Raw genomic sequence first — 26,903 nt, forward strand, 5'->3', positions numbered from 1 at the left:
TCAGCCTGGCACTTTTGGAACTGGCGAGGTATTTGAACATCACGAACAGATTGCACCCTCTTGCATAAGTCCCACCTTGGGACTAGGATCTTCCATGAGAATTATCGCGATCAGCCAACTCAAAACCTTTTGGCAGAAGCACCCGGACTCAGAGCAATCCTTCCTTGCCTGGATGGACGAGGTGAGAAAAGCGAACTGGCAGACGCCAGCCGAGATCAAGGCGCAGTTTCGCCATGCCAGCGTTCTCAAAAGCCGCAGAGTCGTATTCAACACCAAAGGTAACGACTATCGGCTCGTGGTTGCCGTGGCGTGGGAGAGTGTCAGATTTTTTGTGTGCAGGCTGGTAATGGCCTGCCGTTAGGCAGGCCTTTGTTTCACCAGGTCGGCCTGATGAATCGATCCCCGTACAGGATTGCAAATTGATTCATCGCATCTTTCCAGTCTTTCCCCGCTTTACCCCAAGTGACGGTAATGTTTCGTAGAACCAGCCAGATCAACTTCGTCGCCGCCTCGTCCGTGGGGAAATGGCCGCGAGTCTTGATGATCTTACGTAGCTGGGCGTTGATGCTCTCGATGGCGTTGGTGGTGTAGATCACCTTTCGAATCGCTGGCGGGAATACGAAGAATGGGATGACCCGATCCCAGACGCGTCGCCAGGCAGCAACCACCGTCGGATACTGCTTACCCCAAGGCCCTGCTTCAAAGTCGTTCAGCGCTTGCTCGGCGGCTTCGGCGTTCAGTGCCTGATAGATCGGCTTCAACGCTTTAGCCAGATCGCGCCGTTTGTCCCAACCCGCATAATCCAAGCTGTTGCGGATCAGATGCACGATGCAAGTCTGCAATGTGGTCTGCGGATAAACCGCTGCCAGCGCCTCCGGCATACCCTTCAGGCCATCAGTGACAGCAATCAGCACGTCCTCGACACCGCGAGTCTTGAGGTCGTTGAAGACCTTCATCCAGAACTTGGCGCCCTCCGTCGTTTCGATCCAGATGCCCAGAATGTCTCGGCTCCCGTCCGGCAAGACACCCAGCGCCAGATAGATCGCCTTGTTACGCACCAGCCCTTCGTCACGGATCTTGACTCTCAGAGCGTCAAAGAAAATCACCGGGTACATGGGTTCAAGCGGACGCTGCTGCCAGGCACCGATCTCTTCCAGCACCGCATCGGTCACCGAACTGATGAAATCGTGGGAAACGTCTGTTGCGTACTGTTCCATCAGGAAAGCTCGAATCTCGCGAACAGTCATGCCACGGGCATACATGGCGATGATCTTGTCGTCAAAACCGGTAAAACGGCGCTCGTGCTTCGGGATAAGGATCGGCGCGAAACTACCCTCGCGGTCTCTGGGAATCTCCAGGCGCAACGGGCCGTCGTCGGTCAGGACAGTCTTGCTGCTTTTGCCGTTGCGCTGGTTACTCGACTCCTCGGGGCGCTCCGCGCCCTGAGGATAGCCAAGATGATGCCCCAGCTCGGCGCCAAGGGCTCGCTCGATCAGCGCCTTCTTAAACGCCATCGAGGCATCCTGGATGGCTTCGGCGGTCATCGGGCCATTAACGAACTGATCGATCAGCTCTTTGGGAATGGCTGGAAGATCTCGTGTGACCTCACGGGCTGGTTTTTTCTTGGTCGGCATACATGCACCTCTGCAACATGTTATGCCCGAACACAAAATTTATGACAGTCCCTGGCCTACCGCTACGGCGCCCTCTATATCAAATTCGTCGGCACGCATAAGCAGTACGACGCCATTGATGCCGATACCGTTGAAATGGAGTAACCCATGAACATTCGCCCAATCCACACCGAGCAGGACTACCAGGAGGCGCTCAGGTCTGTTTCCCCGCTGTTCGACAACGAACCGGAACCCGGCACTCCGGAAGGCGACTACCTTGAGGTGATGATCACCCTGATCGAAGTCTACGAAGCCAAGCACTTCCCGGTCGACCTGCCCAACCCGGTGGATGCCATACGGTTCAGGATGGAGCAGTCCGGGCTGTCAGCTGCTGACTTGGTGCCAGCCATTGGTCGGCAGAATCGGGTTTATGAGGTGCTCAATGGTAAGCGGGCTCTGACTCTACCAATGATCTGGAAACTACATGAGATGTTTGGAATTCCGGCTGAGAGCTTGATCAGGCCAATGAAAGCGGTGGGATGATTTCCTGCGAACCTAAGCTGCACGTGCCAGAACAAATTTCTCCCATAACGAAAAAACCCCTGAAATCTCACGACTTCAGGGGTTTTTCTATGTATGGCGGAGAGATAGGGATTCGAACCCTAGGTACCGGTGAAGGTACAACGGATTTCGAATCCGTCCCATTCGGCCACTCTGGCATCTCTCCAACGGCGCGCATCATAACAACACTTTTGCCGGAAGCGAAGCCCCAACTGCAAAAAAATTACGTGCTATCAGATGCTTGCGTCGATTACAGCGGTACGCCCAGACGCTTGGCGACTTCTTCGTAGGCTTCGATGACATCACCGAGGCCCTGGCGGAAGCGGTCCTTGTCCATCTTCTTGCGTGTTTCCTTGTCCCACAGGCGGCAGCCGTCCGGACTGAACTCGTCGCCCAGGACGATCTGGCCGTGGAATACGCCGAATTCCAGCTTGAAGTCCACCAGCAGCAGGCCAGCCTCGTCGAACAGCTGGCTCAGTACTTCGTTGACCTTGAGCGACAGCTCTTTCATCTTCGCCAATTGCTCGGCAGTGCCCCAACCGAACGCCACGACGTGGGATTCGTTGATGAACGGGTCGCCCTTGGCGTCGTCCTTGAGGAACAGTTCGAAGGTGTAAGGGTTGAGCTTCAAACCCTCTTCCACACCCAGACGCTTGACCAGGCTGCCGGCCGCGTAGTTACGCACCACGCATTCCACCGGGATCATGTCGAGTTTCTTCACCAGGCACTCGTTGTCGCCCAGCAGTTTGTCGAACTGGGTCGGGATACCGGCCGCTTCGAGCTTCTGCATGATGAAGGCGTTGAACTTGTTGTTCACCATGCCCTTGCGGTCCAGCTGTTCGATGCGCTTGCCGTCGAACGCCGAGGTGTCGTTGCGAAACAACAGGATCAAACGGTCGGCGTCGTCGGTCTTGTAAACCGACTTGGCTTTGCCGCGGTAGAGTTCTTCACGTTTTTCCATGATGGGCTCCGCTTGTTAAGTTGTTGGGCCAGGCGATATGTCGCCAGTCGAGCCCTGAATCTTGATCGGCCAATTGCAGCCAGTCCGGGTCGCACCCAAGGGTGTCGACAAAACATTGCCGGGCCAGCCGCGGCAGGTTGTTCTTGCTGCTCAGATGGGCCAGTACCAGGTGTTGCAGGTCTTGCCAGCCCAACTCAGCCACCAGGCTCGCGGCCTGGTGGTTGTTCAAATGTCCCAGTTCACCACCGACCCGCTGCTTGAGAAAGGCCGGGTAATGCCCACGACCCAGCAGGTCGCGGCAATGGTTGGACTCGATCATCAAGGCATCGAGACCGCTGTAGCTGTCCATGACCCTGCCGCAATAGGAACCCAGGTCGGTCAGCAGGCCGAAACGCCGCCGACCGTCGCTGAACACATATTGCGTCGGCTCAAGGGCATCGTGGGCCACCGACACCACTTCGATGCTCAAGCCGCCAATCCGCAAGGTCTCGCCACCCGCCACGAAACCCGCGGGTTCGATAGGCTTGCGCAGGCCGCGCAAGGTGCCACGACTCAGGTACACCGGTAGATTGTAGCGCCGAGACAGCAAACCCACGCCATGCACGTGGTCGGCATGTTCGTGGGTCACCAGAATCGCGCTCAGTTGCGTCGGACTCACCCCAAGGCGCGCCAGGCGTCGCTCGGTTTCCCGCAGCGAGAAACCACAATCGACCAGGATCAGCGTGTCTTCACTGGCGATCAGCGTGCCGTTCCCTTGGCTACCACTGCCGAGAACGGCAAACCGCACCGGATCAGCCCAGGTTGTCTTGAATCACGCCCAACACCCGACGGGCCACATCAGCCGGTGCCACGGTGTTGATGTCTTTCTCGACGGTGACCTGGACGTTGTCGCCGACCTTGCTCAGGCGAACCTGATAACGCACGGCACGGGTTTCGATCTCTTCCTTGCTCGGCTTGCTGCCGAACAGACGGGCGAAGAAACCAGGCTCGTCGTTCTTCTTCTCGGCTTTTTCCGCCAGGTTGATGTAATAGAGACCCAGGCTGCGGTTGATGTCTTCGACACGCCACTCGCCCTGCTCCAGAGCACGGCCGACACTCGACCAGGCACGGTCAAGGTCTTCACCAACGTTGAGCACCGGGTTGCCGCTACCGTCCTGGCTCAGGGCGACACGGCTCGGGGTATCGAAATCACGCGCGGCCAGCAAGGACACCGAACCGCCCTTCTCGGCGCTGCGGCTCATGCTCGAGAGCATTTCGTCGACCAGGGCCGAATCCAGGCCGAGGTTGACCGAATGCGGGGTGAAATCGACGTTGGCGGTGCTGCCAGCCGGGCGCTGGGCGCTGACCACGTAGACTTCACTGGTGTTGCGCTGCACGCCCGGCTCGATACGGACCCGCACACGGGTTTCGTTGTCACCCGCCGCGAGGCGCTTGCCCATGGCCGCCGAGAGCTCGCTGGAACGCTGCCAGGCCGTGGTGAATTCACCGGTCTGTGGGCGTTGCGCGTCGATCCGGAAACCGTTGTCCTGGAAGAACTGCAACGCCACTGGCCAGACTTCGGCCGGGGTGTGCTGGGCCATTACCCAACGCGTGTCGCCGCTTTTCTGCAGGCTGTAGTCGCTGGCGCTGGCCGCAACCTGCAAAGGCAGCGGACGCGGCACTTCGAACGGCCCCTTGGCGGTGTCGTCGGCGACGTTGCGTGGAATCGGCAGCAGCGGGTCAAGACGCTTGCTGGTGCTGACATCCGCTGGCAATTGCATCGCCGGCGTCTGTTTCGAGTCCAGGTAGTCGCTGCCGCGGTCGCGGAAATAACCTTCCGGGCCCCACAGCCAGGCGCAGCCACTGGTGCTGGAGATAATCAAGGCAAGTGCAGAAAGTCCGGCCAATCGCTTCATGCGGGGTATTTCCTCAATTAAACCAGGACGCCGGACTGGCGCATGGCCTGCCGCAGCGGTTCGTGACAGGCAGCACTGAGCCAGGTGAGCGGCAGACGGATACCGTCCGGCATCAAGCCCATCTCATGCAGCGCCCATTTCACGGGGATAGGGTTGGATTCGATGAACAGGGTCTTGTTCAGCGGCATCAGTTTTTCGTGAATCGCCCGGGCCTCATCGGCCTTGCCAGCCATGGCGGCGGCGCACATCGCGCTCATTTCACGGGGTGCAACGTTGGCGGTCACCGAGATATTGCCCTTGCCGCCGAGCAGGATCAGCTCGACCGCGGTGGCGTCATCACCGGAATACACCAGGAAATCACTGCTCACGCCAGCCAGGATCGCCTTGGCTCGCGCCAGGTCACCGGTGGCTTCCTTGATGCCGATGATGTTCGGCACGCTCGACAGGCGAATCACGGTCTCGGCCTGCATGTCACACGCAGTACGGCCTGGAACGTTGTAGAGGATCTGCGGGATGTCGACAGCTTCGGCGATGGTGCGGAAATGCTGGTACAGGCCTTCCTGGGTCGGCTTGTTGTAATAAGGGGTCACCAGCAGGCACGCGTCGGCGCCGGCGGTTTTCGCATTGGTGGTCAGTTCGATCGCCTCACGCGTCGAGTTGGCGCCCGTACCGGCAATCACCGGGATACGACCTGCCACCTGGTCGACCACGCGACGAATCACTTCGATATGCTCGTTCACATCGAGAGTGGCCGACTCACCTGTGGTGCCGACCGCGACAATGGCGTTGGTGCCGTTTTGCAGGTGGAAGTCCACCAGTTTGCTCAGGCTGTCCCAGTCAAGACGACCCTGTGCATCCATGGGTGTGACCAGTGCCACCATACTGCCCGCAATCATGCAACCGCTCCTGCCGGAAAAAGAGAGCGGTAATGGTACTGGCGCCATCAGGCTTGTACAAGCGAAGTACTGTCTATGAGCATTCCCCTGAGCGCAGGTTTTCGCTACCCTTCAGGCTTTGATCGGTACTGAGTCGCTCAAGTGCCGGGTTCCAGTCTCCATTTTCGCTGCCCGAAGCCCGCTCCGGCCTGGCCGCCGCCCGTCCCCTGCGAGACGGCAACCGGCACCAGCGCTCGATTCCAGGCCTCGCCACCCGCATCCGGATCCCCGAACCCAGCCCCTGACCGCCCCCAAGGTACTGACCGCTCATCGCTTTAGGAATGCTGCATGTCCACCCCCACAGTCCGCGAACAATTCCTTGTTATCAGTGCCCTCGGCGCCAACCCCATGGAGCTGACCAACGTCCTGTGCCGCGCCAGCCATGAAAATCGCTGCGCCGTCGTAACCTCACGCCTGACCCGCCATGGCGAGTACAGCGCGCTGGTCCTGCAGATTTCCGGCAGTTGGGACGCCCTGGCGCGCCTGGAAGCCGGCCTGCCGAACCTGGCGAAGAAGCACGCCTTCATTGTCAGCGTGGTGCGCAGCGGCGCCCTGGAGAGCCGTCCCCAGGCACTGCCGTACGTCGCTTATGTCAGCTCGGCCTACCGCTCGGACATCATCAACGAGCTGTGCCAGTTCTTCATGGACCACAACGTCGAGCTGGAAAACCTGACCTGCGACACCTACCTGGCGCCCCAGACCGGCGGCACCATGCTCAACGCCACCTTTACCGTGACCCTGCCTGCCGGCGTGCAGATCAGTTGGTTGCGCGATCAGTTCCTGGACTTCGCCGACGCGATGAACCTCGACGCCCTGATCGAACCGTGGCGCCCACAGAACCCAATGTAAGGAAACCCCCATGGCCGTCGTTCTCGATCAACCCGTCGCCGATTTCCAGGCCCAGGCCACCAGCGGGCAGACCGTCAGCCTCGCCGACCTCAAGGGCAAGCAGGTGGTGATCTATTTCTATCCCAAGGACAGCACCCCGGGTTGCACCACCGAGGGCCAGGGCTTTCGTGACCAGTACGGCGCCTTCCAGGCCGCCAACACCGAAGTCTTCGGCGTATCCCGCGACAGCCTGAAGTCCCACGAGAACTTCAAGGGCAAGCAGGAATTCCCCTTCGAACTGATCAGCGACAAGGACGAAGCCGTCTGCCAGCTGTTCGACGTGATCAAGTTGAAGAAGCTCTACGGCAAGGAATACCTGGGCGTGGACCGCAGCACTTTCCTGATCGATGCAAACGGTGTGTTGCGTCAGGAATGGCGCGGCGTGAAGGTTCCGGGCCACGTCGACGCGGTACTGGCGGCAGCCCAGGCGCTGAACAAGGCCTGAGCCGACGCGCTGCGTCAGGCCTTGCGCAACCAGTAACGATAAACGCCGGACGCTTCCTCTTCATGAATCAGGATATGTCCGGCAAGCCTGGCGAAAGTCCGAAAATCGCGCTGCGATCCGGCGTCGGTGGCAATGACCTTGAGCACCGCGCCACTGGCCAGGCGATTGAGTTCCAGCTTGGCCTTGAGCAACGGCAGCGGGCAGTTCAGGCCACTGGCGTCCAGCTCGGCATCGTGCTCTACAACTTCGGTCATTGCTTCACTCCTGGCGCGCTGCCGGATGGTCGGTTCGAAGCGCCTAGGATACCCCAAGTGGAAGCAGCTCTGGTCGCAGGCGCAGTGTCCGGCTACAGTAAGGACTTTGCCGACTCAGAGCCCTGTGCATGACCTTTCTGCGCCCCACCCTGTTGACGCTCGCTTGCCTGCTCGCCTCTCCAGGCTTCGCCGACGACCTGCCGTCACTCGGCGACGCCAGTTCCGCCATTGTCTCCCCGCAACAGGAATTCCAGCTGGGCCGTGCCTGGCTGAGCCTGCTGCGCAGCGAGGTCAAGCTACTCAATGACCCGCAGCTCAAGGATTACGTCGAGACCACCGTCTATAAACTGGCGGAAAGCAGCCAGGTCCAGGACCATCGCCTGGTGTTCATCCTGATCGACAGCAACCAGCTCAACGCCTTCGCCGCGCCCGGCGGGATTGTCGGGATCAACGGCGGCCTGTTCCTCAACGCCCAGACCGAGGGCGAATACGCCGCGGTACTGGCCCACGAACTGGCGCACTTGTCACAACGCCACTTCGCCCGGGGCGTGGAAGCCCAGCAACGCATGCAATTGCCGATGATGGCGGCACTCCTGACCGGGATCGTGATCGCGGCGGCGGGCGGCGGTGATGCCGGTATTGCCACCATTGCCGGCACCCAGGCCGCGGCGTTCCAGGAAAAACAGCGTTTCTCCCGTCAGAACGAACAGGAAGCCGACCGCATCGGCATCCTCACCCTGGAAAAAGCCGGTTACGACCCACGCTCGATGCCGACCATGTTCGAGCGCCTGATGCGCATCTACCGCTTCGACGCCAAGCCACCGGAATTCCTGCTGACCCACCCGGTCACCGAGTCACGGATCGCCGACACCCGCAACCGCGCCGAGCAATCCAAGCCCGGCGGTATCGAGGACAGCCTGCGTTATCAGTTGATTCGGGCCAGGGTGATACTGTCCTACGAAGACTCGCCAGGGTTGGCGGCCAAGCGCTTCCGTGCGCAACTGGACGAGAACCCCAAGTCCGACGTGGCGCGTTATGGCCTGGCTATCGCACAGATCAAAGGTACGCAGTTGAACGAGGCCCGGGCGACCCTCAAGCCACTGCTGGACAAGTCACCCAACGACATCACCTACAACCTGGCCCAGATCGACCTGGACACGGCGGCCAGCCGGTTCCCCGAAGCACTGCAACGGACCGACAAGATGCTGCTGCAATATCCTGCCAGCTACCCGCTGAAGCAGGAACGCATCGACCTGCTGATCAAGCAGAATCGTCCGGCCGAGGCGGAAAAGGGCCTGGACGACCTGTTGAAGACTCGCCAGGACGATCCGGATGTCTGGTATCAGCTCGCCGAAACCCGTGGCCAGTCCGGCAATATCATCGGCCTGCACCAGGCGCGAGCCGAGTATTTTGCCTTGGTCGGCGACTTCAAGCAGGCGATCCAGCAACTGGACTTCGCCAAGCGCCGCGCGCCGAACTTCCAACTGGCTTCACGCATCGATGCGCGCCAGAAGGAGTTGATTGATCAGGAGCGCATGGTCAAGGACTTGATGGGCGGCTGACAACATCCGCCCCCTGTAGGAGCGAGCTTGCTCGCGATGGTAACCCTGGCACTGCGGGGTATCAGGTGCCCTGCGTTATCGTTGACGTCCATCGCGAGCAAGCTCGCTCCTACAGGGGTGAGCCGTCGCCAAATGCCTCTCAGGCATTCCCCGCCAGTTTCATCCGCGCCGCCTGGGTGAAATCCAGCATGCGCTTGAGCGGGCGAACCGCGCGGGGAATCACCGCCGGGTCGACGAAGATCTCGTTGCTGCCCTCGCGCAGGCACTGCAAGGTGCGCTCCAGGGTATTCATCGCCATCCACGGGCAATGCGCGCAACTGCGGCACGCCGCGCCATTACCGGCGGTCGGCGCCTCGATAAAGACCTTGTCCGGGCACAACTGCTGCATTTTGTAGAAAATGCCGCGGTCGGTGGCCACGATAAAAGTCTTGTTCGGCAGACGCTGCGCCGCCGCGATCAATTGGCTGGTGGAACCCACCGCATCGGCCAGTTCGATCACCGACTCCGGCGATTCGGGGTGCACCAGGATCGCCGCCTCGGGATACAGTGCCTTCATGTCCTCCAACTGCTTGGACTTGAACTCCTCGTGAACGATGCAGGCGCCGTCCCAGAGCAACATATCGGCGCCGGTTTCCTTCTGGATATAACGCCCCAGGTGCTTGTCCGGCGCCCAGATGATGGTTTCGCCGTTGTCCATCAGGCTTTCGACGATCTCCAGCGCGCAACTGGAGGTCACCACCCAGTCGGCCCGTGCCTTCACCGCCGCCGAGGTGTTGGCATAGACCACCACCGTGCGCTCGGGATGCTGGTCGCAGAACGCGGAAAACTCGTCCACCGGGCATCCCAGGTCCAGCGAGCAGGTCGCTTCCAGGGTCGGCATCAGGATGCGTTTTTCCGGGGTGAGGATCTTGGCGGTTTCGCCCATGAAGCGCACACCGGCCACCAGCACGGTCTTGGCCGGATGGGCGGCGCCGAAACGGGCCATTTCCAGGGAGTCGGAGACACAGCCGCCGGTCTCCTCGGCCAGCGCCTGGATCACCGGATCGCAATAGAAGTGAGCCACCAGCACCGCATCCCGGGCCTTGAGCTCGGCGGCGATATCGGCCCGCAACTGCGCCTCTTCGGCGGCACTCAGGGGTTTGGGTTGCTTGGCATCAAGGTGGGCTTGAACCAGAAGGCGTTCGGAAATCTGCGTCATGTTCGCAAGACCTGCAAGCGCGAGAGCGCGAAAGTCGAGTATACCCCGGCCCCCGCCCCTTTCCGAGACGGGATATTAGGTGCAACGTATGGACCGGGAGAGTGAATCCATCAGGCATGGACTGCTTTGCAGCGTCGCAAGGCTACAGAATATCCAATGAATTCAAAAGATTATTCTGATCTTCGGACAAGTGGGGGCAAAGCGTTGGATAATCCGCCCATTGAAGAGGCCTGGATGGCAACCGATGAGATCCGATGAGTACCTCGTAATGACCCGCAACGAGTGGGCGGAACTGCGTGCCAGCACGCCGTTGACCCTCTCGGAAGAAGACCTGTCGGCATTACGCGGCGTGAACGAAGACGTCTCCCTGGAAGATGTCGCCGATGTCTATCTGCCCCTGTCGCGGCTGATCAACCTGCACATTGGCGCCGCCCGCCAACTGACAGGCATCCGCGATACCTTTCTCAGCCGCCCGACCCACCGTGGTCCTTACATCATTGCCATCGCCGGCAGCGTCGCCGTCGGCAAGAGCACCTTTGCCCGCGTGCTGCAGGCAGTGATGGCACGCTGGCCGGATCACCCCAACGTCGCCCTGGTCACCACCGACGGCTTCCTCTACCCCAACAGCAAGCTGGTGGCCGATGGCATCATGCACCGCAAGGGTTTCCCGGAGAGCTACGATCGCAAACACATGGTCAAGTTCCTGGCGGCGGTGAAAGCTGGCGAGCACAATATCGAGGCGCCGATCTACTCCCATGTCAGCTACGACATCGTGCCCGACCAGTTCCAGGTGATCGACCAGCCGGACATCCTGATCTTCGAAGGCCTCAACGTGCTGCAAACCGATGGCGTCGACGGGCTGAAACCCTCGACCATCGTCTCCGACTTCTTCGATTTCTCGGTGTACCTGGATGCCGATGAACAAGATATCGAGCACTGGTACGTGGCGCGTTTCCTGATGCTGCAGAAAACCTCGTTCCGCGCCCGTGGTGCCTATTTCCGCAAACTGGCCGACCTGACGCCCGAGGAAGCGCCCGAAGCCGCGCGCCAGATCTGGCGGGACATCAACCGCGTCAACCTGCTGGAAAATATCCTGCCGACCCGCGAACGTGCCGACCTGGTGTTGCGCAAGGCGTCTGACCACTCAGTCAGTGAGATCTGGTTACGCTGAGGGTGCTACGCTGACGCATTGACCCTTCGAAAACTGGCAGTAACCTGTCATATAATTCGGGTCGCAGGGAGCAGGCCGATCCATCAGCGCTCAGACCACGAGCGCTGCTCGGCCACTACCCTGTTCATACTCCCCATCACTCATGCAGAGTTCCCATGAAGCTCCTCAGCGCATTGTTGAGCGTCACCTTGTTGAGCGTCCCGGTCTCGGCATTCGCCGAAGGCGGTAGTTCGCGGGTGACTGCACGCATGCAAGCCCAGCGCGACGAGTCGATGGCGCGCTTCCTCGAACGTGAAGATGCCAAGGCGATTGTCACCGCCCAACAAGCCGCCAAAGCTCGCCTGGCGGCTCGGATAGCAGGCTCAGCGCCTGCCGAAGAAAGGTCTGTGGACCAGCCCTGAACAGACGCCCGTGGGCACGTGACAATACGCCGTCGAAGATCCGCTCATGCTGAATCCAGCACCTGTCCGGCCGCCCATTGCCGCCGCCGCGCCTCAGCCTGCGCCAACCAGTCCAGGGTGTCGGCGAAAGCCACCGGACGGCTGAAAAGAAACCCCTGCACCTGCATGCACCCCAGGCTGCACAGAGCCTGGAGCTCCTCCTGGGTCTCGATCCCCTCGACCACGCATTCCAACTCCATGTCGAGGCTCAAGGCCAGCAGCGACTTGACGATCTTGTAGCTCGCGGGCTTGATGTGAATATCGGCAACGAAGCTGCGATCGATCTTGAGTTTCGTCAGCGCCAGGGCATGCAGCTGGCTCAGGCTTGAATACCCCGTGCCGAAATCATCCAGCGAGATACCGCAGCCCAACTGACGAAACCGTCCGATCGCCGATTGCACCTGAGGGATATCCTGCATGACGACGGTTTCGGTGATTTCCAGATCCAGATACGCCGGATTGAAGCCACTGACCGTGATCACGTCGATGATCGACTGCACGTTGTCGTGGGAGCCGCAGTCGTGGACCGACAGATTGAATGAAAGCCGCATGCCTTCAGGCCAGAACCGCGCCATGCCCAGCGCCTGCCGCAACAACGGCAGCGTGAGGCGATTGATCAGGCCGATACGCTCGGCAATGGGGATGAACTGCGCCGGGGATACCAGACCCAACTCCGGGCTGTTCCAGCGGGCCAAAGCCTCGAAGGCAACCGTCTCACGGCTGCGGCAGTCGAGAATCGGCTGGAACAGCACGAAAAACTCCTTGTCCAGCACCGCCCTGCGCAGCGCCTGCTCGGTGATGGCGTCACGGTGCAACTGCTCGCGATGGCTGGCCGAGAACAGGCACATCGAACCCGGGTTATGGCGCTTGCCCTGGTAGAGTGCATAGTCGGCATATTCGAAAAGCTGTATGGCACTCGCTGCGCCCTCGGGAAATGTGGCAATGCCCAGGGTAGCGCCGATCTGGATCGGCACATCAACCAGCAGAAACTCGACGTGCAACCGCTCGCACACCGCCTTGCCGAACACCTGCAAATCCTCGTCACTGAGATCGCCTTCGAGCACCAGGGCAAACTCATCCCCACCCAACCGTGCCACATGCACCGTTGCGTCGGCCAATTGCCGCAAGCGCAGACCGACCATGACCAGAATCTTGTCACCGACGCTGTGGCCGTAGAGATCGTTCACCGGCTTGAATCCATCGAGATCGAGGATCCCTACCGCGAGGCGCCTTTTCTTGGTGATTGCCAGGTGCATGGCGCTCTCCAGGGTGCTGAAGAACTGCCGCCGATTGGGCAGCCCGGTCAGGCTGTCCTGATTGGCCAGTCGCAGGTTCTCGTTGCTCAGCTGTTCGGTCTGCGCCTGCACATTCACCAACCGGGTGAAGTCATGGTAGTGATGCTGCAGGATGATCAGCATCGCCAGGGACACCAGCAGGACATTCACCGCCGTGGCAATAAAGGCCGGGTTGTGGGTAGAGGAGAAAAAGACCACGAAAGCGACGTTGACCACCAATGTGGCGGTCAGCGCCGCGGGTCGCAGGTGCATCATGCAGAAAATGCAGACGATCACCGTAATGCCCATGAAAAAGGCGATTTGTGACTGTGAATAGGCGTCGCCGTAGGGATACAGGGCCAGGGACCAGGACGTGAAGGCGCCCGCGATAAAGGGCACCAACTGGTTGGTTCGCCGCAGTGAGGCGAGGATCTGCGCATCGGCCGGCAAGCGCCCGGCGCTACGCAACCACATGCAGGCGCGCGCCACACAGATCACCGTCATGGCCAGCGGAATGACGAATGTCAGCCACAACGGGGCAGTGGTCAGGTGAGTGATGGCCAGCGCCCACATATTGAGCAGCAAGACCAGATACATCAGCGGCAGCTGGCGCGACAAGGCCACGTACTGAGCCCGCAGCAGCTTGGGGTTGTCATGGGGCACGGACATGAGGGTCCGCAGGGTAGCCAGGAGCTTTATTATCATAGGAATGCCTCTCTGTCTGCGCAGTGAAGGCGTGCAGCGCTCGTCCCTTTCAGGTAGCCGACCCAAAGCCAATAAGGGTCAATATTATTGTCGGCGTCGCTATTACTTTCTTTATACTTTCTTTAGAGCGAGCGTAGTCGCTCAGCCTCGATCTCATCCAGCAGACCGCAGAAAATATCCACCAGTTGCGGATCAAAGTGCCGGCCGGCCTGTTCACAAAGATATTCCTGCGAGCGCTCGGCGCTCCACGCCTCCCTGTAGGGACGTGGCATTCTGAGCGCTTCATAGACATCACAGATCGCCGTGATCCGGGCTGACAAAGGAATCGCCTCGCTTTGCAACCGGTTGGGATAACCGGTGCCATCCCACCGCTCGTGATGCGCCAGGGCAATCTCCGCCGCCAGGTCGGTGACCGGGGAACCGTTGTTGTCGCGCAGGACTTCATAACCGATGCGCGGATGGTCCTGCATGATTTCCCGTTCCCGCGCCGTCAGCACCCCGGGCTTGCGCAATATCGCGTCTTCTATGCCGATATTCCCGACATCATGCATCGGTGCCGCCAGACGGATCAGCTCGCACCATTGCCTGGACATACCGACCGCCTTGGCCAACAGGGCTGCGCAATCGCCGATGCGACGGACATGGTTGAGCGTATCGTTGCCCCGATAACTGGCAGCACGACCCAGACTGTTGGCGATCGCCTGGTAGCTGGCCTCCAATTGGGCCGTACGTCGTTCGACCTTGCGCTCCAGTTCGACATTGGCCTCGCGCAACAACCGGGTGGCCTGGGCCAGCTCCAGGCAACTGCGCACTCGCAACAGCACCTCGGGCAGATCGATGGGTTTGCAGACGAAGTCGTTGGCGCCCATCTCCAAGCCTTTGCGCCGGTTTTGCGGATCGTTCAGGGCCGTCACGATAATGATCGGCGATTCGGTCCGGCTGCGCTGTTTGAGGCGATCCAGAATCTCGAAACCATCGGGCGCCGGCATATACAGGTCCAGCAACAACAAGTCCCAGGGGTTGGACTGGAGCCAGGTCAGCCCTTCGGCGGAGTCGGAAAACGTTCTGATGTTGCGAAGCCCATAGGCCCGCAAACACGATTCCAACAACCGGTGGTTGAGCGAAACATCATCGATAATGACGATTTCGCTTTCAGTATTGACTTTGGAAAACATAAATCCGTCACTCCCATGGCCAGTGTCCCGTCGAAACGGGCGCTACCGATACCGGCAAAAGCACATCAGGTCCACCTGCGCGGGCTGATCCTCCAAAGCGGGGCGGCTTCCATCGAGATATTCGATGGCGTGGAGTCAACAACATAGCATCACATTGATATCACCTTGCTCATACCTTAGACGTTTGTCTAAGCGGCCAACCGTCCTTCCGTCGGCAAGGGGGGTCATGACGCAATCGGCCTGCTTGCCGGCCAGGATCCGACACTGATCAACGGTCCCACGCCCCAGACCGAACAGGTGTGCATACCGCTGGGCGCTTGCGCTATGCTCCAGGCAAAATAACCGGGAGAAAGGCGAATGGACTCAGCCGTTACTGCAGAGCTCGCTCCCACGCAAGGCCCTGACAAAACCGAAGGATTACCGCTGGGCCCCGCCGAGCAAGACTATCGCCTCGCCTTCGATTCCGCCGGCACCGGCCTGGCCTTGCTACGCCTGAGCGGCGAATGGATTGCCGCGAACCCGATGCTCTGCCGGATGCTCGGCTACACCGAAGAAGAGCTGCGCGGTACCTCGTTCCAGCAACTGACCCACCCGGACGACCTTCAGGCTGGCCGGGACGAAATACCCAGGCTGATCCAGGGCCAGTGTTCAAGCGTCACCTTTGAAAAACGTTACCTGCGCAAGGACGGCAGCGCGCTGTGGGCGCGCTTGACCATCGGCGTAGCCCGTAACCAGAAAGGCGAAGCCCTTTACTTCGTGTCCCAACTCGAGGACATCAGCGAACACCTGGCCTTGCGCCAGGCCCTGTTGAGCAACGAACAGAAGTACCGCTCCCTGGCGCAAAACTCGCCCAATATCATCCTGCGCTACAACCGGCTTGGACAACGCATCTACGTCAACCCCGAGTTCGAACGCACCCGGGGCTTTCCCGATGTTCCCGGCATCGAACGCACAGCGTCACAAGGCTCCCACACGCAACCGATCGACGAGGAATTCCGCGCACATCTGCAACACACCCTGTCCACCGGCATCCCGGCCACCCGGTTGCTGGAAAGCAAGGATCCCTACTCCGGGCACTCCGTGGCATTCCTGTGCAACCTGACGACGGAGCATGATGAAAACGCAGAGATCTCCGGGATCCTGGTCATGGCCCAGAATGTGAGCTCCTTGCGGCAACAGGAACGTGCGGAGAATGCCCGATCGGCGATTTTCCAGGTGATGATCACCGACGGTGCGTTGCGTACCGTGCTGCCACTGTTGAGTACCTACCTGGAAGTACTGGCGCCGGACTTTCGCAATGCAATCGCCTTCAAGACAGAGCCCGACGGCGACAACCTGGCCCCGCCAGCCGTGGTCCCGCAGTCGCTCCAGGCCTGCCTGGTCGCCGACCTGAACCGTTTCCCGGGATTCTTTGAGCAACGCCGGCTGATCGATGACCTGAGGGCCGACGCCACGCACCTGAGTTTCAGCGCGCCGGCCCTGCTGGCCGGATATCGGGGCTGCTGGCTGGAACCGGTAGTCAACAGCGCTGGCCAGACACTTGGGGTCATCCTGCTGTTTACCAACGGCGAACATCCCCTCCCTGAACAAGAGCGCAAGTATGCGCAGATGGCCAGCCACATAGGTTCCATTGCCTGGGAGCGCTGCTCGGCCCTGGACAACCTTGCGCAAAGCGAACGCCGTTATCGCGAAGTCTTCGATCACACCCAGGACATGCTCTGCCTGCTGTCCATCGATGCCAACCAGCGGCTCAGTTGTCTGGAGGCCAATCCGATACTCTGCCAGATGCTCGCCAGAAGCCATGGGGAGCTCATAGGGCAACCTCCGGAGTCTTGGCTGCCGAGCGAGGCCGCGCAGGTGGTCGACGCTATTTGCCAACACTGCATCGCTGTCGGTGCCCCCATCGAGCTCGATGCCCACCTGCCCTGTGGCAAGCGCTCCTTGATCATCCATTTCAACCTGGTGCCGATCGCCGATGCCAGCGGCCGTCCGCACCGCATGGTATGCATTGCCCGAAATATCACCGACCTGAAGGAGATCCAGCGCAATGAACGAGCCCGCCAACAGGAAATCGGCACCCTGGTGGAAAACTCCCCCGACGGTATCGCTCGCCTGAGTCCGTCGGGGAAAGTGCTGTTCATCAACCCGGCGCTGGAAAGATGGCTTGACCGACCAAAGGCCAGATTACTGCACAAACGCCTGCTGCAAATACTGCCACGCAACCTGCAAAGCCAACTGCTCCAGGACGCGCTGATCGAAGCGGTGGAAAGCGGCCAGCCTCTGGAGTACGAGTATCTGCTCAACGGTCGCCAACGCCTGCAACAGGTCTACCACATCAGTCTGGTTCCGGAACAGGACGTCCAGGGGCGCATCAGCACCGTACTGGCCGTGGTCCGTGATATCTCCAAACTACGAGTGGCCGAGCGACGCCTGGCCGCGCTGAACAATCAACTCCGGCAACTGATGTCCAGCCGCGAAAGTGCCCGGGAAGAGGAACGCAAGCTGATTGCCCAGGAAATTCATGATGAATTGGGGCAGCACCTGACGGCAATCCGCATGGGCACTTCGCTGTTGCGCTTTCAGTATGGCGAACAAGTGCCGATGCTCAGTGAGCAAGTCACGCGCCTGCTGCAACTGATCGATCAGACGGTCCAGGTGGTGAGGAATATCTCCACCAGCCTGCGTCCGTCGATCCTCAACATGGGGCTGGTGGCCGCCCTGGAGTGGCTGACCGACACGTTCAGGCAACAATGGGACATTGCCTGCGACCTGCAACTCCCCCGGCAACCGATGCAACTGGAGGATGCCGCTGCCACCGCGGCCTTTCGGATCGCCCAGGAATCGCTGACCAACATCGCCCGCCACGCCCAGGCGACCCGAGTCACGGTGAGCCTCGAAAAAACCACCAGTGGCTGGTCGCTGGAGATCACCGACAACGGCAAGGGTTTCGAGCAACGTGGGCTCTCCGGCAAAACCCTCGGACTGCTGGGCATGCGCGAACGCGGCCTGACCCTGGGTGGCACCACCCAGATTTCCAGCAAAATCGGCGGCGGCACCACCGTACAGCTGAAGGTACCCGACTCAAGGACCCACGAATCATGATCCGATTGATGGTAGCCGACGACCACAGAATAATGCGCGAAGGCCTCAAGCAGCTGTTCGCCCTGGTCAAGGATTTTTGCGTGGTGGCCGAAGCGGAAAACGGTGCCCAGGTCCTCGACCTGCTGCGCCACACCGAGATCGACCTGTTGCTGCTCGACATGACCATGCCCGGAAGCAGCGGCGAGGATCTGATCGGACGTATCCACGCCCACTATCCCAAACTGCCAATACTGATCCTGAGCATGCACAACGAAGCCCACATCGCCCAGCGTGCACTGCGCGCCGGGGCCTCGGGCTACATGACCAAGGACCACGATCCGGAGACCCTGCTGGCCGCCATCCGCAAGGTCAGCGGCGGTGGCCGCTACCTTGACCCGGAACTGGCGGAACAGATCGCCCTGCAAAGCAGCGGCCTGTCGCCTGAAAGCCCGTCACAAACGCTTTCGACACGGGAATTCCAGATCCTGCGCATGCTGGCACAGGGCCTGAGCGTCAATCAGATTGCCGAACAGCTGGTGATCAGCAACAAGACCGTAAGCACCCACAAGACCCGGTTGATGGAGAAGATGTGTTTCACCACCAGCACCGACCTGGTGCGTTATGCCCTGAGCCAGGGGCTGGTCTGAACCGACCCCGCGGCCCTCAGCGAACGTGCCCGCAGATGCCGAGGATCGCCCCGGCGATCTGCTCCAGCGGCAACTCCCGCTCGACCGCCCCCAGCTTGAGCGCCTCCCGCGGCATCCCATAAACCACGCACGACGGTTCATCCTGCCCGAGGGTCCTGGCGCCGGCATCGCGCATTTCCTTCAAACCCCGGGCGCCATCATCGCCCATACCGGTCATGATGATTCCCAGGGCATTGCTGCCCGCGCCCCGAGCGACCGAACGGAACAGCACATCGACCGAGGGTCGGTGCCGGCTGACGGGAGGGCCGTCGACGATATCCACCTGATACTGCGCGCCGTTGCGCTTGACCAGCATATGGCTGCCCCCTGGGGCGATCAATGCACGTCCCGGCATCACCCGGTCGCCGTGGCGGGCCTCGCGGACTTCGATCTCGCAGACCTGGTTGAGACGTTCGGCAAAGGCCGCGGTAAATTTTTCCGGCATGTGCTGGACAATGACAATGCCCGGGCAGACCCGGGGCAACACTCGGAGCACCTGCTCCAGGGCCTGGGTACCGCCAGTGGAAGTGCCCAGGGCGACAATGTTCTCGGTCGTACGTGCCATGGCTGTGCTACCCGCCGGCAGGATCGCGTCGGCAGTGAGTCTGGGCAGAACCTCAGGAGCCAGGACCCGCTTCAGATTGGCCTTGGCCGCGGCCTTGACCGCATGTATCAGCTCATCGGTGCTGTCGTTCAGGAACTGACGCAGGTTGGACTGGGGCTTGGTGACAGTACTCACCGCTCCCGCCGCCAGGGCCTGCAAGGTGGTCTTGGCGCCCTTCTCGGTCAGGGTCGAACAGATCACCACCGGTGTCGGACGTTCGGCCATCAGCTTTTTCAGGAACGTGATGCCGTCCATGCGCGGCATCTCCACATCCAGCACGATCACATCCGGCCACTGCCTGCTCATCTTCTCCATGGCGAACAGCGGATCAGCGGCAACACCGATGACTTCGATCCCGCTGGCCTGGCCCAGGGTCGCGCTCAATACCTGACGCACCACCGCCGAGTCGTCGACAATCAATACCTTGATATCCGTCATCTTGCACGACTCCTCGGGGGCCCGACCTGGCCTGGGGCCGAGTCCGTATGGTTGAGTTGCAGGCGACCGTTGGCCACATCGAACACCAGGCTGCGATAGCCCTGGCCACCCACGTGATACACCTCGCAGCGCAGGCCATGAGCCTTGATCAACCGCCGGGCGGCATTCACATTCAGCTCGCCGATGCCGACACCGTCGTGGCGTCGGACACTGGGAAACATGTCGCCACCACCAAAGACGCTGATGACGAACTCTTCGGGCCGCGCCTCGGCTTGACGAATGAAGGTCAACAGCAGCGCCAGCGCATCGGCCGCGTAACGCCCGTTCAAGTCACCGGCATCCCGCCCGCGTCGCAAAGGCAACATGTAATGACACATCCCCCCCAGCAAGCGTTGCGGATGCCACAGCACCAGGGCCACGCAGGAGCCCAACAAGGTACGCAGCCGCAACTGCCGGCCGCCGAACACCACTTCACCGGGCTGCAGGAAGTGCTCCACCACCTCGGGTGCATCAGGCCGCGGGCTTGCGGTAGATCGATGGTTTGACCAACTGCACATCATCGGTAATTCCATTCAGGCTCTCCGAATGGCTAATGACGAAGTAACCACCAGGCTTGAGGTGCTTGAGCAGACGCTGCACCACCTGGGACTTGGTCTGGTTGTCGAAATAGATCATCACGTTGCGCAGGAAAATCACGTCGAATTGCCCCACTGCGGGCAGCGAGGTGTTCAGGTTGAGCGCGGTGAAATCGATACGCGACGCCAACGCCGGATCCACCATGAAAATGCCGGAATTACTGCCGACGCCCTTGAGGCAATACTTGTTCAGCAGCGCTTCGGGGATGCCCTTGGTGGCATCCAGCGGATAACGCCCGGTGCGGGCCTTGTCGAGCACACGCGTGCTGATATCCGAGGCGAGAATCGCCCACGGCCGCGAACCCAGGCTGTCGGCCAGGACCATGGCCAGGGTGTAAGGCTCCTCGCCAGTGGAGCAGGCACCACTCCAGATCCGCACCGGGGCATGGCCCCGCAATTCGGGGAGAATGACGTCCTTGAGGAATTCGAAGTGCCTGGGCTCACGGAAAAAATAGGTTTCGTTGGTGGTCAACAGATCCACGGCCATCTGCAGTTCGACCTTGTCTTTGGTCAGCAGGCGATAATAACTGCCATAGTTGGTCAGCTTGAAATACTGCAGGCGCTTGGCCAGGCGACCGCTGATCAACTGCTTCTTCGCGTCGGACATGCTGATACCAGCAATCTCGCGGATCATCGTGCGAAATTGTTGGAACTCATTGTCTGAAAGAATCACATTCATGAGGCCAGTCCTTGTGTCAGGGCACTCTGGGACTGCAAAGCCGACCAGTCGTCCGCGCCAAGAATCTGCTCGATGTCCAGCAACAGGACGAAGCCGCCATTGAGCTTGCCAATACCCAGTATGAAGGCCGGGCTCAGGCGCCCATTAAGGGCTGGCGCGGGCTCGATCTGATCCCGGGCGATCTCCAGCACCTCGCTGACCGCGTCGACAATGATGCCCACCAGACCGGAACCGTCCGCCCCGCGGGTTTCCAACATGACGATGCAGGTGCGGGCACTCTGCTGCGTCAGGCTGCCGCCGAAACGCAGCCCCAGGTCCAGCACCGGAATCGCCGCGCCACGCAGGTTGGTGACTCCGCGAATGCTCGGCGGTGCCAGTGGCAGCGCAGTAATCGGGCCGTATTCGACGATCTCCCGGACACTCAAGGTGCCAACGGCAAACATCTCCTGACCCAAGCTGAACGTCAGGTACTGGGTTGGCACGGCGTCCTGTGGTTGCCGCAAAGGCGAAATGGATTCAGACATGGCTCACTCCCGGGGACCGCCCTTGAACGGCCGGTCCCTTATCAAGATTGGACAGCGGCACCCGCTTGCCCGGCGCCGGATCGACAGCGTTCAGTGCAGTTGACCGGCGATCTCACTGACGCAGAGCACCTGGTCGACCTGCAGCAAGGTCAGGAACTCCCCCCGGACCCGGACCATGCCGCGGATGAAATCCCCACGGATCCGATTGCCGATCACCGGGGCCGGTTTGATGTCGGCCAGGTCGATCTCGATCACCTCGCTGACCGAGTCGACGACAATACCCAGCACCTGCGAGTCGCCGTCCTGCAACACCTCAAGGATCACGATGCAGGTACGGCTGCCCGGTCGCGTGATGCCTCTGCTGAAACGTGCCTGCAGATCAATCACCGGTACCACCGCACCCCGCAGGTTGATCACCCCGCGGATAAAGTCCGGCATCATCGGTACCTGGGTGACCTGGCCGTACTCGATGATCTCGCGCACGCACAAGGTATCGATGGCGTAGGCCTCCCTGGCCGAGGTGAACGTCAGGAACTGTGAGGGCTCGCTCTCTCCCGGGTTCTGCGCCTCCGGTTCGAGGATGCTGGCGGCTGTGTTCATGACTTAACTCCCGAAGCGAATGAAGCCGCCCTCATGGGCATGCTCGCGGTCTTGCATGCCCCGCTGGCTGGAAGGGGCCACACGCAGCGCGGGGGCGACCGCCGCCCCGCCCTGCAGGGTGAAAAAGCCCATCAGTTCCTGCAACTGCTCGGCCTGGCTACTCATTTCCTCCGCCGTGGCGGCCAGTTCCTCGGAGGCCGAGGCATTCTGCTGGGTAATCTGGCTCATCTGCGACATCGCCCCGTTGATCTGTTCGGAGCCGATGGATTGCTCTTCGGACGCGGCGGCAATTTCCTGGACCAGGTCGGAGGTCTTGGTGATCGAAGGCACGATCTCATCCAACAGGCTGCCTGCACGCTCCGCCAGGGCGACGCTGTTTTTTGCCACCTGGCCGATCTCCTGGGCCGCGATCTGGCTTCGTTCCGCCAGCTTGCGGACTTCCGCTGCCACCACCGCAAAGCCCTTGCCATGCTCACCGGCACGGGCCGCTTCGATCGCCGCGTTGAGCGCCAGCAAGTTGGTCTGATAGGCAATCGAGTCGACGATACCGATCTTCTCGGCAATGGTTTTCATCGCCGAAACAGTGTCTTTCACCGCCTGCCCCCCTTCGCTGGCCTCCTTGGTGGCCTTGCCCGCCATGCCGTCGGTGACCTTGGCGTTCTCGGTGTTCTGGGCAATCGATGCCGACATCTGCTCCAGCGACGCCGAGGTTTCCTCGACCGACGCGGCCTGCATCGACGCCGACTGGCTGATGCTTTGCGCGGTGGCGGAAATCTCTTCCGAAGCACTGGACAGCGAGTCGGCGGAACTGCGTACTTCACCGATGATCTGCGAGAGCTTGCCCACCGTTTCGTTGACCGAGTTTTTCAAATCTTGCAGGCTGCCCTGATAGTGTCCCTTGACGCTGCGGGTCAGGTCGCCGCTGGACAACGCCGCCATGACTTCCATCGCCTCGCTGAGGGGGGCGACAATCGAGTCCAGTGTGCTGTTGATCCCCTCGACGATGCGGCGGAAATCACCTTGATGACGCGTGCTGTCGGCGCGGGTGTCGAGCTTGCCGACCACGGCATCCTCGCTCAGCCGGCGGGTGTCTTCGACCAGCGCCTGGATATTGCTGCGCAGCTGTTCGATGTTGTCATTGATGAAGGATTTCTTGCCGGGGAAACGAGCCAGGGGAGCCGACAGATCGCCTTCACCGAACGCACGGATACAGGCCATGGCTTGTTTCTTCACGCTGATATGGCCGTTGACCATGTCGTTGATGCCCTGGGCGATCTGACGGTATGAACCCTGGAATTTCTGCGCATCGATCTGTACATCGATGTCACCTTTCTCGTGCTGGTCCGACATCCGGTTCATCTCTTCGATCAAGGTCATGATCGTGCTGCGCAGATGTTCGATGGTGACGTTGATAAAGGCTTTCTTCCCAGGGAAGGCCTGCAACGGCGCCCCCAGGTCGCCCTCGCTGATCGACTTGATGCAGGCCATGGCCTGTTTCTTCACGCTGATATGGCCATTGACCATCGCATTGATCCCTTGGGCCATCTGCCCGTAGCTTCCGGCGAAGCGGCCAGCCTCGATATGCACCTCGATATCGCCTTTATCGTGCTCGGCGGACATGTGGTTCATTTCTGTGATCAGTTGGTTCAGGGTACCGCCCAGTTGCTGCATGGAACCCAGCAGGCCCGACTTCACGGCACCACCGCTGGCCAAGGCTTCCAACTGACCGGCGACCAGGCGTTCACTCAGAGCCCGGACTTCATCCGGCTCACCGCCCAGGGAGCGCAACAGGTTACGCGCCAGGAAAAAGCCCAACAGGATAGTGATCAACAAGGTCACGCCACCCACCAGGCAAACGATGTAGAACGCGGTCTGCTCGGTCCCGGTCGCGGCCAACGCCGCTTTGCTGCCCAGTTCCAGGTTGTACTGGCGCATATCGCTCAAGGCCGCGGTAACTTTGTCTTGTGCCGCCTGGCTGTCGAGCAGCAGACCGCGCGCGGCGGCTTGATCGCCATTTTTGAGCAAGCTATCAAAACGCTCCAGGCCACGGTTGTACTCATCAAGGCGGGCTCGAAGGCTATTGAGCAACGCTGCGTCGTGATCATCGGAGATCAACTCCTTCTGATAACGATCCAGCGCCTGGGTCACCGACGCCTGGGTCTTGTCGACCCACGACAAGCGGCTGTCGAGCGGCGTGGAAAGGTTCTGCCACTGATGAACATGGCTATCGGCCAGGGTCTCGGCCACCTGGTCCAACAGGACAATGCTCGGCACCGTATTGACCTGGGCATAGCTGGCCATGGTTCTGACCCCGCCCATCAGATAGAGACTGACCCCGCCCAGGATCAGGATACCCAGCAGGGCGGAGGCGACCAACAGCGAGATATTCTTTTTGACGGTCATGAGGCTGTACTCCAAGGGAAAGACTATTGAGTCAGTTCAGGGCAGAGGGTCGCGCCGTGTTTCTGCTGGCTGGCGACCTGCCCGAGCAGGTTGGGAATATCCAGGATCAGCGCCACCGCGCCGCTCCCCAGGATCGTGAAACCTCCCAATCCATGGGCCGTGCCGAACAATTTGCCCAGCGGCTTGATCACGGTCTGGAACTCTCCCAGCAACTGATCAACCACCAGCCCTACCCGAACGCCGGCGTAATGCACCACCACGATGTTTTCACGGCCCGGGTTCGGCTCGTCGATGGCAAACATGTCCCGCAGACGCAAGACCGGCAACACCGAGCCCCGGAGGTCCAGATAGTCTTGATTGTTGCAATCATCGGCGTTGAGCTCGATGCACTCCTCGACCATGTCCAGGGGCACCACATAAGAGGCCTTGCCAACCCCGATGAGAAAGCCATCGATGATCGCCAGGGTTAGCGGCAGGCGAATACGCACCGTGGTGCCGACACCCTCCTCGCTTTCCAGGTTGACGCTGCCCCGCAGCGCCGTGATGTTGCGCTTCACCACGTCCATGCCCACGCCCCGCCCGGACAGGCTGCTGACCTGTTCGGCGGTGGAGAAGCCGGGCTCGAAAATCAGATTGAGAATGTCCTTGTCCGCCAGCACCTGCCCTTCGGCCAGCAGCCCCCGCTCCCGGGCCTTGTTCAGGATCCGTTGCTTGTTCAGGCCGCCACCGTCGTCGCAGACTTCAATGACGATGCTGCTGGCCTCGTGATAGGCGTTGAGTCGAACGCTGCCCTGGGCAGGCTTGCCCCGGTCACGGCGCAGTTGCACGGCTTCGATGCCGTGATCCATGGCGTTGCGCACCAGGTGGGTCAAGGGGTCGCCAATGCGCTCGACCACGGTCTTGTCCAGTTCGGTTTCCGCACCATTGACCTCAAGGACGATGTCTTTACCCAGCTCCTTGGAGACATCACGAACCACCCGCTGGAAGCGGTTGAAGGTGGCGCCGATCTGCACCATGCGCAGGGTCAGGGCGCTGTCGCGCACTTCCTCGACAAGGCGCGAGAGTGAACTGGCGGCCTCGATCATCTCGCCGATGCCCGTGCGCGCCGCCACCAGATTGGCACCGGCACCGGCGATGATCAGTTCGCCCACCAGGTTGATCAACTGGTCCAGCTTGCCGGCATCGACGCGAATCAGGTTGCCCTCGACCGAGCGTGCCTCCCTGGTCGGCTTGCTTCTGGACAGACCGTCGCCTTGAGGCAGAGGCTGGTCAGGCACGACCTCGGGGGCTGCCATGAACGTCGCGGACGGCACCTGAGTCGCCGCCTGCCAGTCTTCGCGGGTCAGCGAACCACAAGCGATGAACACCTCCAGCAAAGCCTGCGGATCGCTGCCCAGACGCTCGATCAGCGCCTGGAAATCCGCCGGTTGGCGCTCCGGCGGCAGCACGCAGATCTGGCTGTCTTCGCGAACGAACTCGAAAGCGCTTTCGATGGTCGCCTGATCGGCTTCACTGACAAACCCCAGTTCGAAACCCAGGTAGCAACTCTCAGGGTCCATCGCCGCCACCTCCGGCAGGCCGTCGGTCATGCAGACAACCTGGGTGATCTGCCCGAAGCTCTTGAGGTAGCGCAGAAAGGACAAGGGATCCATGCCATTGCGCAGCACATCGCCGCCGAAACGCAGCGACAAGTGCCAATGACGCAAGCCTCCCGTCGAATCGCTCGCGGGTATGACCATGGCCGCCCCTTGTTCCGACTCAAGAGACGGCTCCAGATAACCATTGAGCAGCGCCACCAGGGCACTGCCCTGCCGTTCGTGATCGGCGGTCATACCTTGCAGATCGCCATGGCGGGCCAGCAGCTCGATCAGTTCGCCCAGATGGTCACGAACCTGCAGGAACAACGCACTGAGTGCCTCGTCCACCCGCAGTTCATTACCGCGCACCCGGTCCAGCACGCTTTCCGCCACATGGGTGAAGGCGACGATAGGGGTCAGGCCGAACAGACCGGCGGACCCCTTGATGGTGTGGGCCACGCGAAACAGCGCGTTAATCGTGTCGACGTCATCGGGGACCTGCTCGATCCGCAGCAGTGCGTCCTCCATCAGCAACAGCAGCTCCTGGCTTTCGGCAATAAAGGTCTGCAGCACATCGTCCAGGTTCATCGGCGCGCTCA

The 26,903-nt window shown here is 60.8% G+C and carries 25 protein-coding genes, 1 tRNA gene and 1 pseudogene; 10 read left to right on the plus strand and 17 right to left on the minus strand.

Going from position 1 to position 26,903, the window contains the following annotated elements:
- The first annotated feature begins 94 nt into the window (after positions 1 to 94).
- On the plus strand, positions 95 to 361 hold the full coding sequence (locus tag M5B42_RS03625) for a type II toxin-antitoxin system HigB family toxin (protein ID WP_248745060.1): 267 nt from the start codon (positions 95 to 97) through the stop codon (positions 359 to 361).
- A 13-nt stretch (positions 362 to 374) separates the two neighbouring features.
- Here the strand turns inward: M5B42_RS03625 and M5B42_RS03630 are convergent, their stop codons facing one another.
- Positions 375 to 1,634, minus strand: coding sequence for an IS256 family transposase (locus M5B42_RS03630; RefSeq protein ID WP_248745061.1), 1,260 nt, complete (start codon positions 1,632 to 1,634; stop codon positions 375 to 377).
- A 48-nt stretch (positions 1,635 to 1,682) separates the two neighbouring features.
- Between M5B42_RS03630 and M5B42_RS03635 the strand changes: the two are divergent.
- Positions 1,683 to 1,778: pseudogene (locus tag M5B42_RS03635) on the plus strand (type II toxin-antitoxin system HigB family toxin); the annotation flags it as partial.
- 3 nt (positions 1,779 to 1,781) lie between these two features.
- Positions 1,782 to 2,156: a transcriptional regulator gene (locus tag M5B42_RS03640; protein ID WP_248745062.1), complete on the plus strand. Its 375-nt coding sequence runs from the start codon at positions 1,782 to 1,784 to the stop codon at positions 2,154 to 2,156.
- 94 nt (positions 2,157 to 2,250) lie between these two features.
- On the opposite strand, the gene M5B42_RS03645 is transcribed toward M5B42_RS03640, so the two are convergent.
- The 5 genes from M5B42_RS03645 to dapA all read right to left on the minus strand — a co-directional run bounded on the left by M5B42_RS03645 (position 2,251) and on the right by dapA (position 5,926).
- Positions 2,251 to 2,340, minus strand: a tRNA-Ser gene (locus tag M5B42_RS03645).
- A gap of 84 nt (positions 2,341 to 2,424) precedes the next feature.
- Positions 2,425 to 3,135, minus strand: coding sequence for a phosphoribosylaminoimidazolesuccinocarboxamide synthase (purC, locus tag M5B42_RS03650; protein ID WP_248745063.1), 711 nt, complete (start codon positions 3,133 to 3,135; stop codon positions 2,425 to 2,427).
- Positions 3,122 to 3,922, minus strand: a complete 801-nt coding sequence (locus M5B42_RS03655; protein ID WP_177099987.1) for an MBL fold metallo-hydrolase — start codon at positions 3,920 to 3,922, stop codon at positions 3,122 to 3,124. Before M5B42_RS03655 ends, purC begins: the two co-directional genes overlap by 14 nt.
- 4 nt (positions 3,923 to 3,926) lie before the next feature.
- Positions 3,927 to 5,030, minus strand: coding sequence for an outer membrane protein assembly factor BamC (bamC, locus tag M5B42_RS03660; RefSeq protein ID WP_248745064.1), 1,104 nt, complete (start codon positions 5,028 to 5,030; stop codon positions 3,927 to 3,929).
- Positions 5,031 to 5,047: 17 nt separating this feature from the next.
- Positions 5,048 to 5,926 carry a 4-hydroxy-tetrahydrodipicolinate synthase gene (gene dapA / locus M5B42_RS03665; RefSeq protein ID WP_103498661.1) on the minus strand — a complete coding sequence of 293 codons (879 nt, stop codon included), beginning with the start codon at positions 5,924 to 5,926 and terminating at the stop codon, positions 5,048 to 5,050.
- 327 nt (positions 5,927 to 6,253) lie between these two features.
- Here dapA and M5B42_RS03670 point away from each other — a divergent pair, with 327 nt between their 5' ends.
- On the plus strand, positions 6,254 to 6,814 hold the full coding sequence (locus tag M5B42_RS03670; RefSeq protein WP_100938862.1) for a glycine cleavage system protein R: 561 nt from the start codon (positions 6,254 to 6,256) through the stop codon (positions 6,812 to 6,814).
- 10 nt (positions 6,815 to 6,824) lie between these two features.
- Entirely contained in the window at positions 6,825 to 7,298 is a 474-nt protein-coding gene (locus tag M5B42_RS03675; RefSeq protein WP_248745065.1) for a peroxiredoxin, read from the plus strand.
- A 14-nt stretch (positions 7,299 to 7,312) separates the two neighbouring features.
- On the opposite strand, the gene M5B42_RS03680 is transcribed toward M5B42_RS03675, so the two are convergent.
- Positions 7,313 to 7,552: a sulfurtransferase TusA family protein gene (locus M5B42_RS03680; RefSeq protein ID WP_103498659.1), complete on the minus strand. Its 240-nt coding sequence runs from the start codon at positions 7,550 to 7,552 to the stop codon at positions 7,313 to 7,315.
- Between the two features lie 128 nt (positions 7,553 to 7,680).
- Between M5B42_RS03680 and M5B42_RS03685 the strand changes: the two genes are divergently transcribed.
- A complete protein-coding gene (locus tag M5B42_RS03685) occupies positions 7,681 to 9,114 on the plus strand; it encodes a M48 family metalloprotease (protein WP_248745066.1) in 1,434 nt (477 codons plus the stop codon).
- 139 nt (positions 9,115 to 9,253) lie between these two features.
- Here the strand turns inward: M5B42_RS03685 and nadA are convergent, their stop codons facing one another.
- Entirely contained in the window at positions 9,254 to 10,312 is a 1,059-nt protein-coding gene (gene nadA, locus M5B42_RS03690) for a quinolinate synthase NadA (protein WP_152738231.1), read from the minus strand.
- A gap of 244 nt (positions 10,313 to 10,556) precedes the next feature.
- Between nadA and coaA the strand changes: the two genes are divergently transcribed.
- Positions 10,557 to 11,483, plus strand: a complete 927-nt coding sequence (coaA, locus tag M5B42_RS03695; RefSeq protein ID WP_103498656.1) for a type I pantothenate kinase — start codon at positions 10,557 to 10,559, stop codon at positions 11,481 to 11,483.
- A gap of 155 nt (positions 11,484 to 11,638) precedes the next feature.
- Positions 11,639 to 11,884 carry a co-regulatory protein PtrA N-terminal domain-containing protein gene (locus M5B42_RS03700; RefSeq protein WP_103498655.1) on the plus strand — a complete coding sequence of 82 codons (246 nt, stop codon included), beginning with the start codon at positions 11,639 to 11,641 and terminating at the stop codon, positions 11,882 to 11,884.
- 44 nt (positions 11,885 to 11,928) lie between these two features.
- Here the strand turns inward: M5B42_RS03700 and M5B42_RS03705 are convergent, their stop codons facing one another.
- Both M5B42_RS03705 and M5B42_RS03710 read right to left on the minus strand, forming a co-directional pair.
- Positions 11,929 to 13,902, minus strand: coding sequence for an EAL domain-containing protein (locus tag M5B42_RS03705; RefSeq protein ID WP_248745067.1), 1,974 nt, complete (start codon positions 13,900 to 13,902; stop codon positions 11,929 to 11,931).
- Positions 13,903 to 14,024: 122 nt separating this feature from the next.
- Positions 14,025 to 15,077 (minus strand): HD domain-containing phosphohydrolase, encoded by a 1,053-nt coding sequence (locus M5B42_RS03710; protein ID WP_152738196.1) that lies wholly within the window; start codon positions 15,075 to 15,077, stop codon positions 14,025 to 14,027.
- Between the two features lie 357 nt (positions 15,078 to 15,434).
- Here M5B42_RS03710 and M5B42_RS03715 point away from each other — a divergent pair, with 357 nt between their 5' ends.
- Positions 15,435 to 18,179: a PAS domain S-box protein gene (locus tag M5B42_RS03715; protein WP_248745068.1), complete on the plus strand. Its 2,745-nt coding sequence runs from the start codon at positions 15,435 to 15,437 to the stop codon at positions 18,177 to 18,179.
- On the plus strand, positions 18,176 to 18,805 hold the full coding sequence (locus M5B42_RS03720) for a response regulator transcription factor (RefSeq protein WP_103498651.1): 630 nt from the start codon (positions 18,176 to 18,178) through the stop codon (positions 18,803 to 18,805). The genes M5B42_RS03715 and M5B42_RS03720 overlap by 4 nt, the downstream gene beginning before the upstream one ends.
- Before the next feature lie 16 nt (positions 18,806 to 18,821).
- Here the strand turns inward: M5B42_RS03720 and M5B42_RS03725 are convergent, their stop codons facing one another.
- The 7 genes from M5B42_RS03725 to M5B42_RS03755 all read right to left on the minus strand — a co-directional run bounded on the left by M5B42_RS03725 (position 18,822) and on the right by M5B42_RS03755 (position 26,892).
- Positions 18,822 to 19,886: a chemotaxis response regulator protein-glutamate methylesterase gene (locus M5B42_RS03725; protein ID WP_248745069.1), complete on the minus strand. Its 1,065-nt coding sequence runs from the start codon at positions 19,884 to 19,886 to the stop codon at positions 18,822 to 18,824.
- Positions 19,883 to 20,458: a chemotaxis protein CheD gene (locus M5B42_RS03730; RefSeq protein WP_349292763.1), complete on the minus strand. Its 576-nt coding sequence runs from the start codon at positions 20,456 to 20,458 to the stop codon at positions 19,883 to 19,885. The genes M5B42_RS03725 and M5B42_RS03730 overlap by 4 nt, the downstream gene beginning before the upstream one ends.
- On the minus strand, positions 20,397 to 21,200 hold the full coding sequence (locus M5B42_RS03735) for a protein-glutamate O-methyltransferase (RefSeq protein WP_177099976.1): 804 nt from the start codon (positions 21,198 to 21,200) through the stop codon (positions 20,397 to 20,399). Before M5B42_RS03735 ends, M5B42_RS03730 begins: the two co-directional genes overlap by 62 nt.
- A complete protein-coding gene (locus M5B42_RS03740; RefSeq protein ID WP_103498647.1) occupies positions 21,197 to 21,724 on the minus strand; it encodes a chemotaxis protein CheW in 528 nt (175 codons plus the stop codon). The genes M5B42_RS03735 and M5B42_RS03740 overlap by 4 nt, the downstream gene beginning before the upstream one ends.
- Positions 21,725 to 21,814: 90 nt before the next feature.
- The gene (locus tag M5B42_RS03745; protein ID WP_152738183.1) at positions 21,815 to 22,324 is read right to left on the minus strand and encodes a chemotaxis protein CheW; all 510 of its coding nucleotides are present in this window, start codon (positions 22,322 to 22,324) and stop codon (positions 21,815 to 21,817) included.
- Between the two features lie 3 nt (positions 22,325 to 22,327).
- The gene (locus M5B42_RS03750; RefSeq protein WP_248745070.1) at positions 22,328 to 24,727 is read right to left on the minus strand and encodes a methyl-accepting chemotaxis protein; all 2,400 of its coding nucleotides are present in this window, start codon (positions 24,725 to 24,727) and stop codon (positions 22,328 to 22,330) included.
- Between the two features lie 23 nt (positions 24,728 to 24,750).
- Positions 24,751 to 26,892, minus strand: a complete 2,142-nt coding sequence (locus tag M5B42_RS03755; protein ID WP_248745266.1) for a chemotaxis protein CheA — start codon at positions 26,890 to 26,892, stop codon at positions 24,751 to 24,753.
- Between the last annotated feature and the right edge of the window lie 11 nt (positions 26,893 to 26,903).

The sequence above is a fragment of the Pseudomonas sp. MWU12-2037 genome (assembly GCF_023242345.1).
Taxonomy (GTDB): domain Bacteria; phylum Pseudomonadota; class Gammaproteobacteria; order Pseudomonadales; family Pseudomonadaceae; genus Aquipseudomonas; species Aquipseudomonas gingeri_D.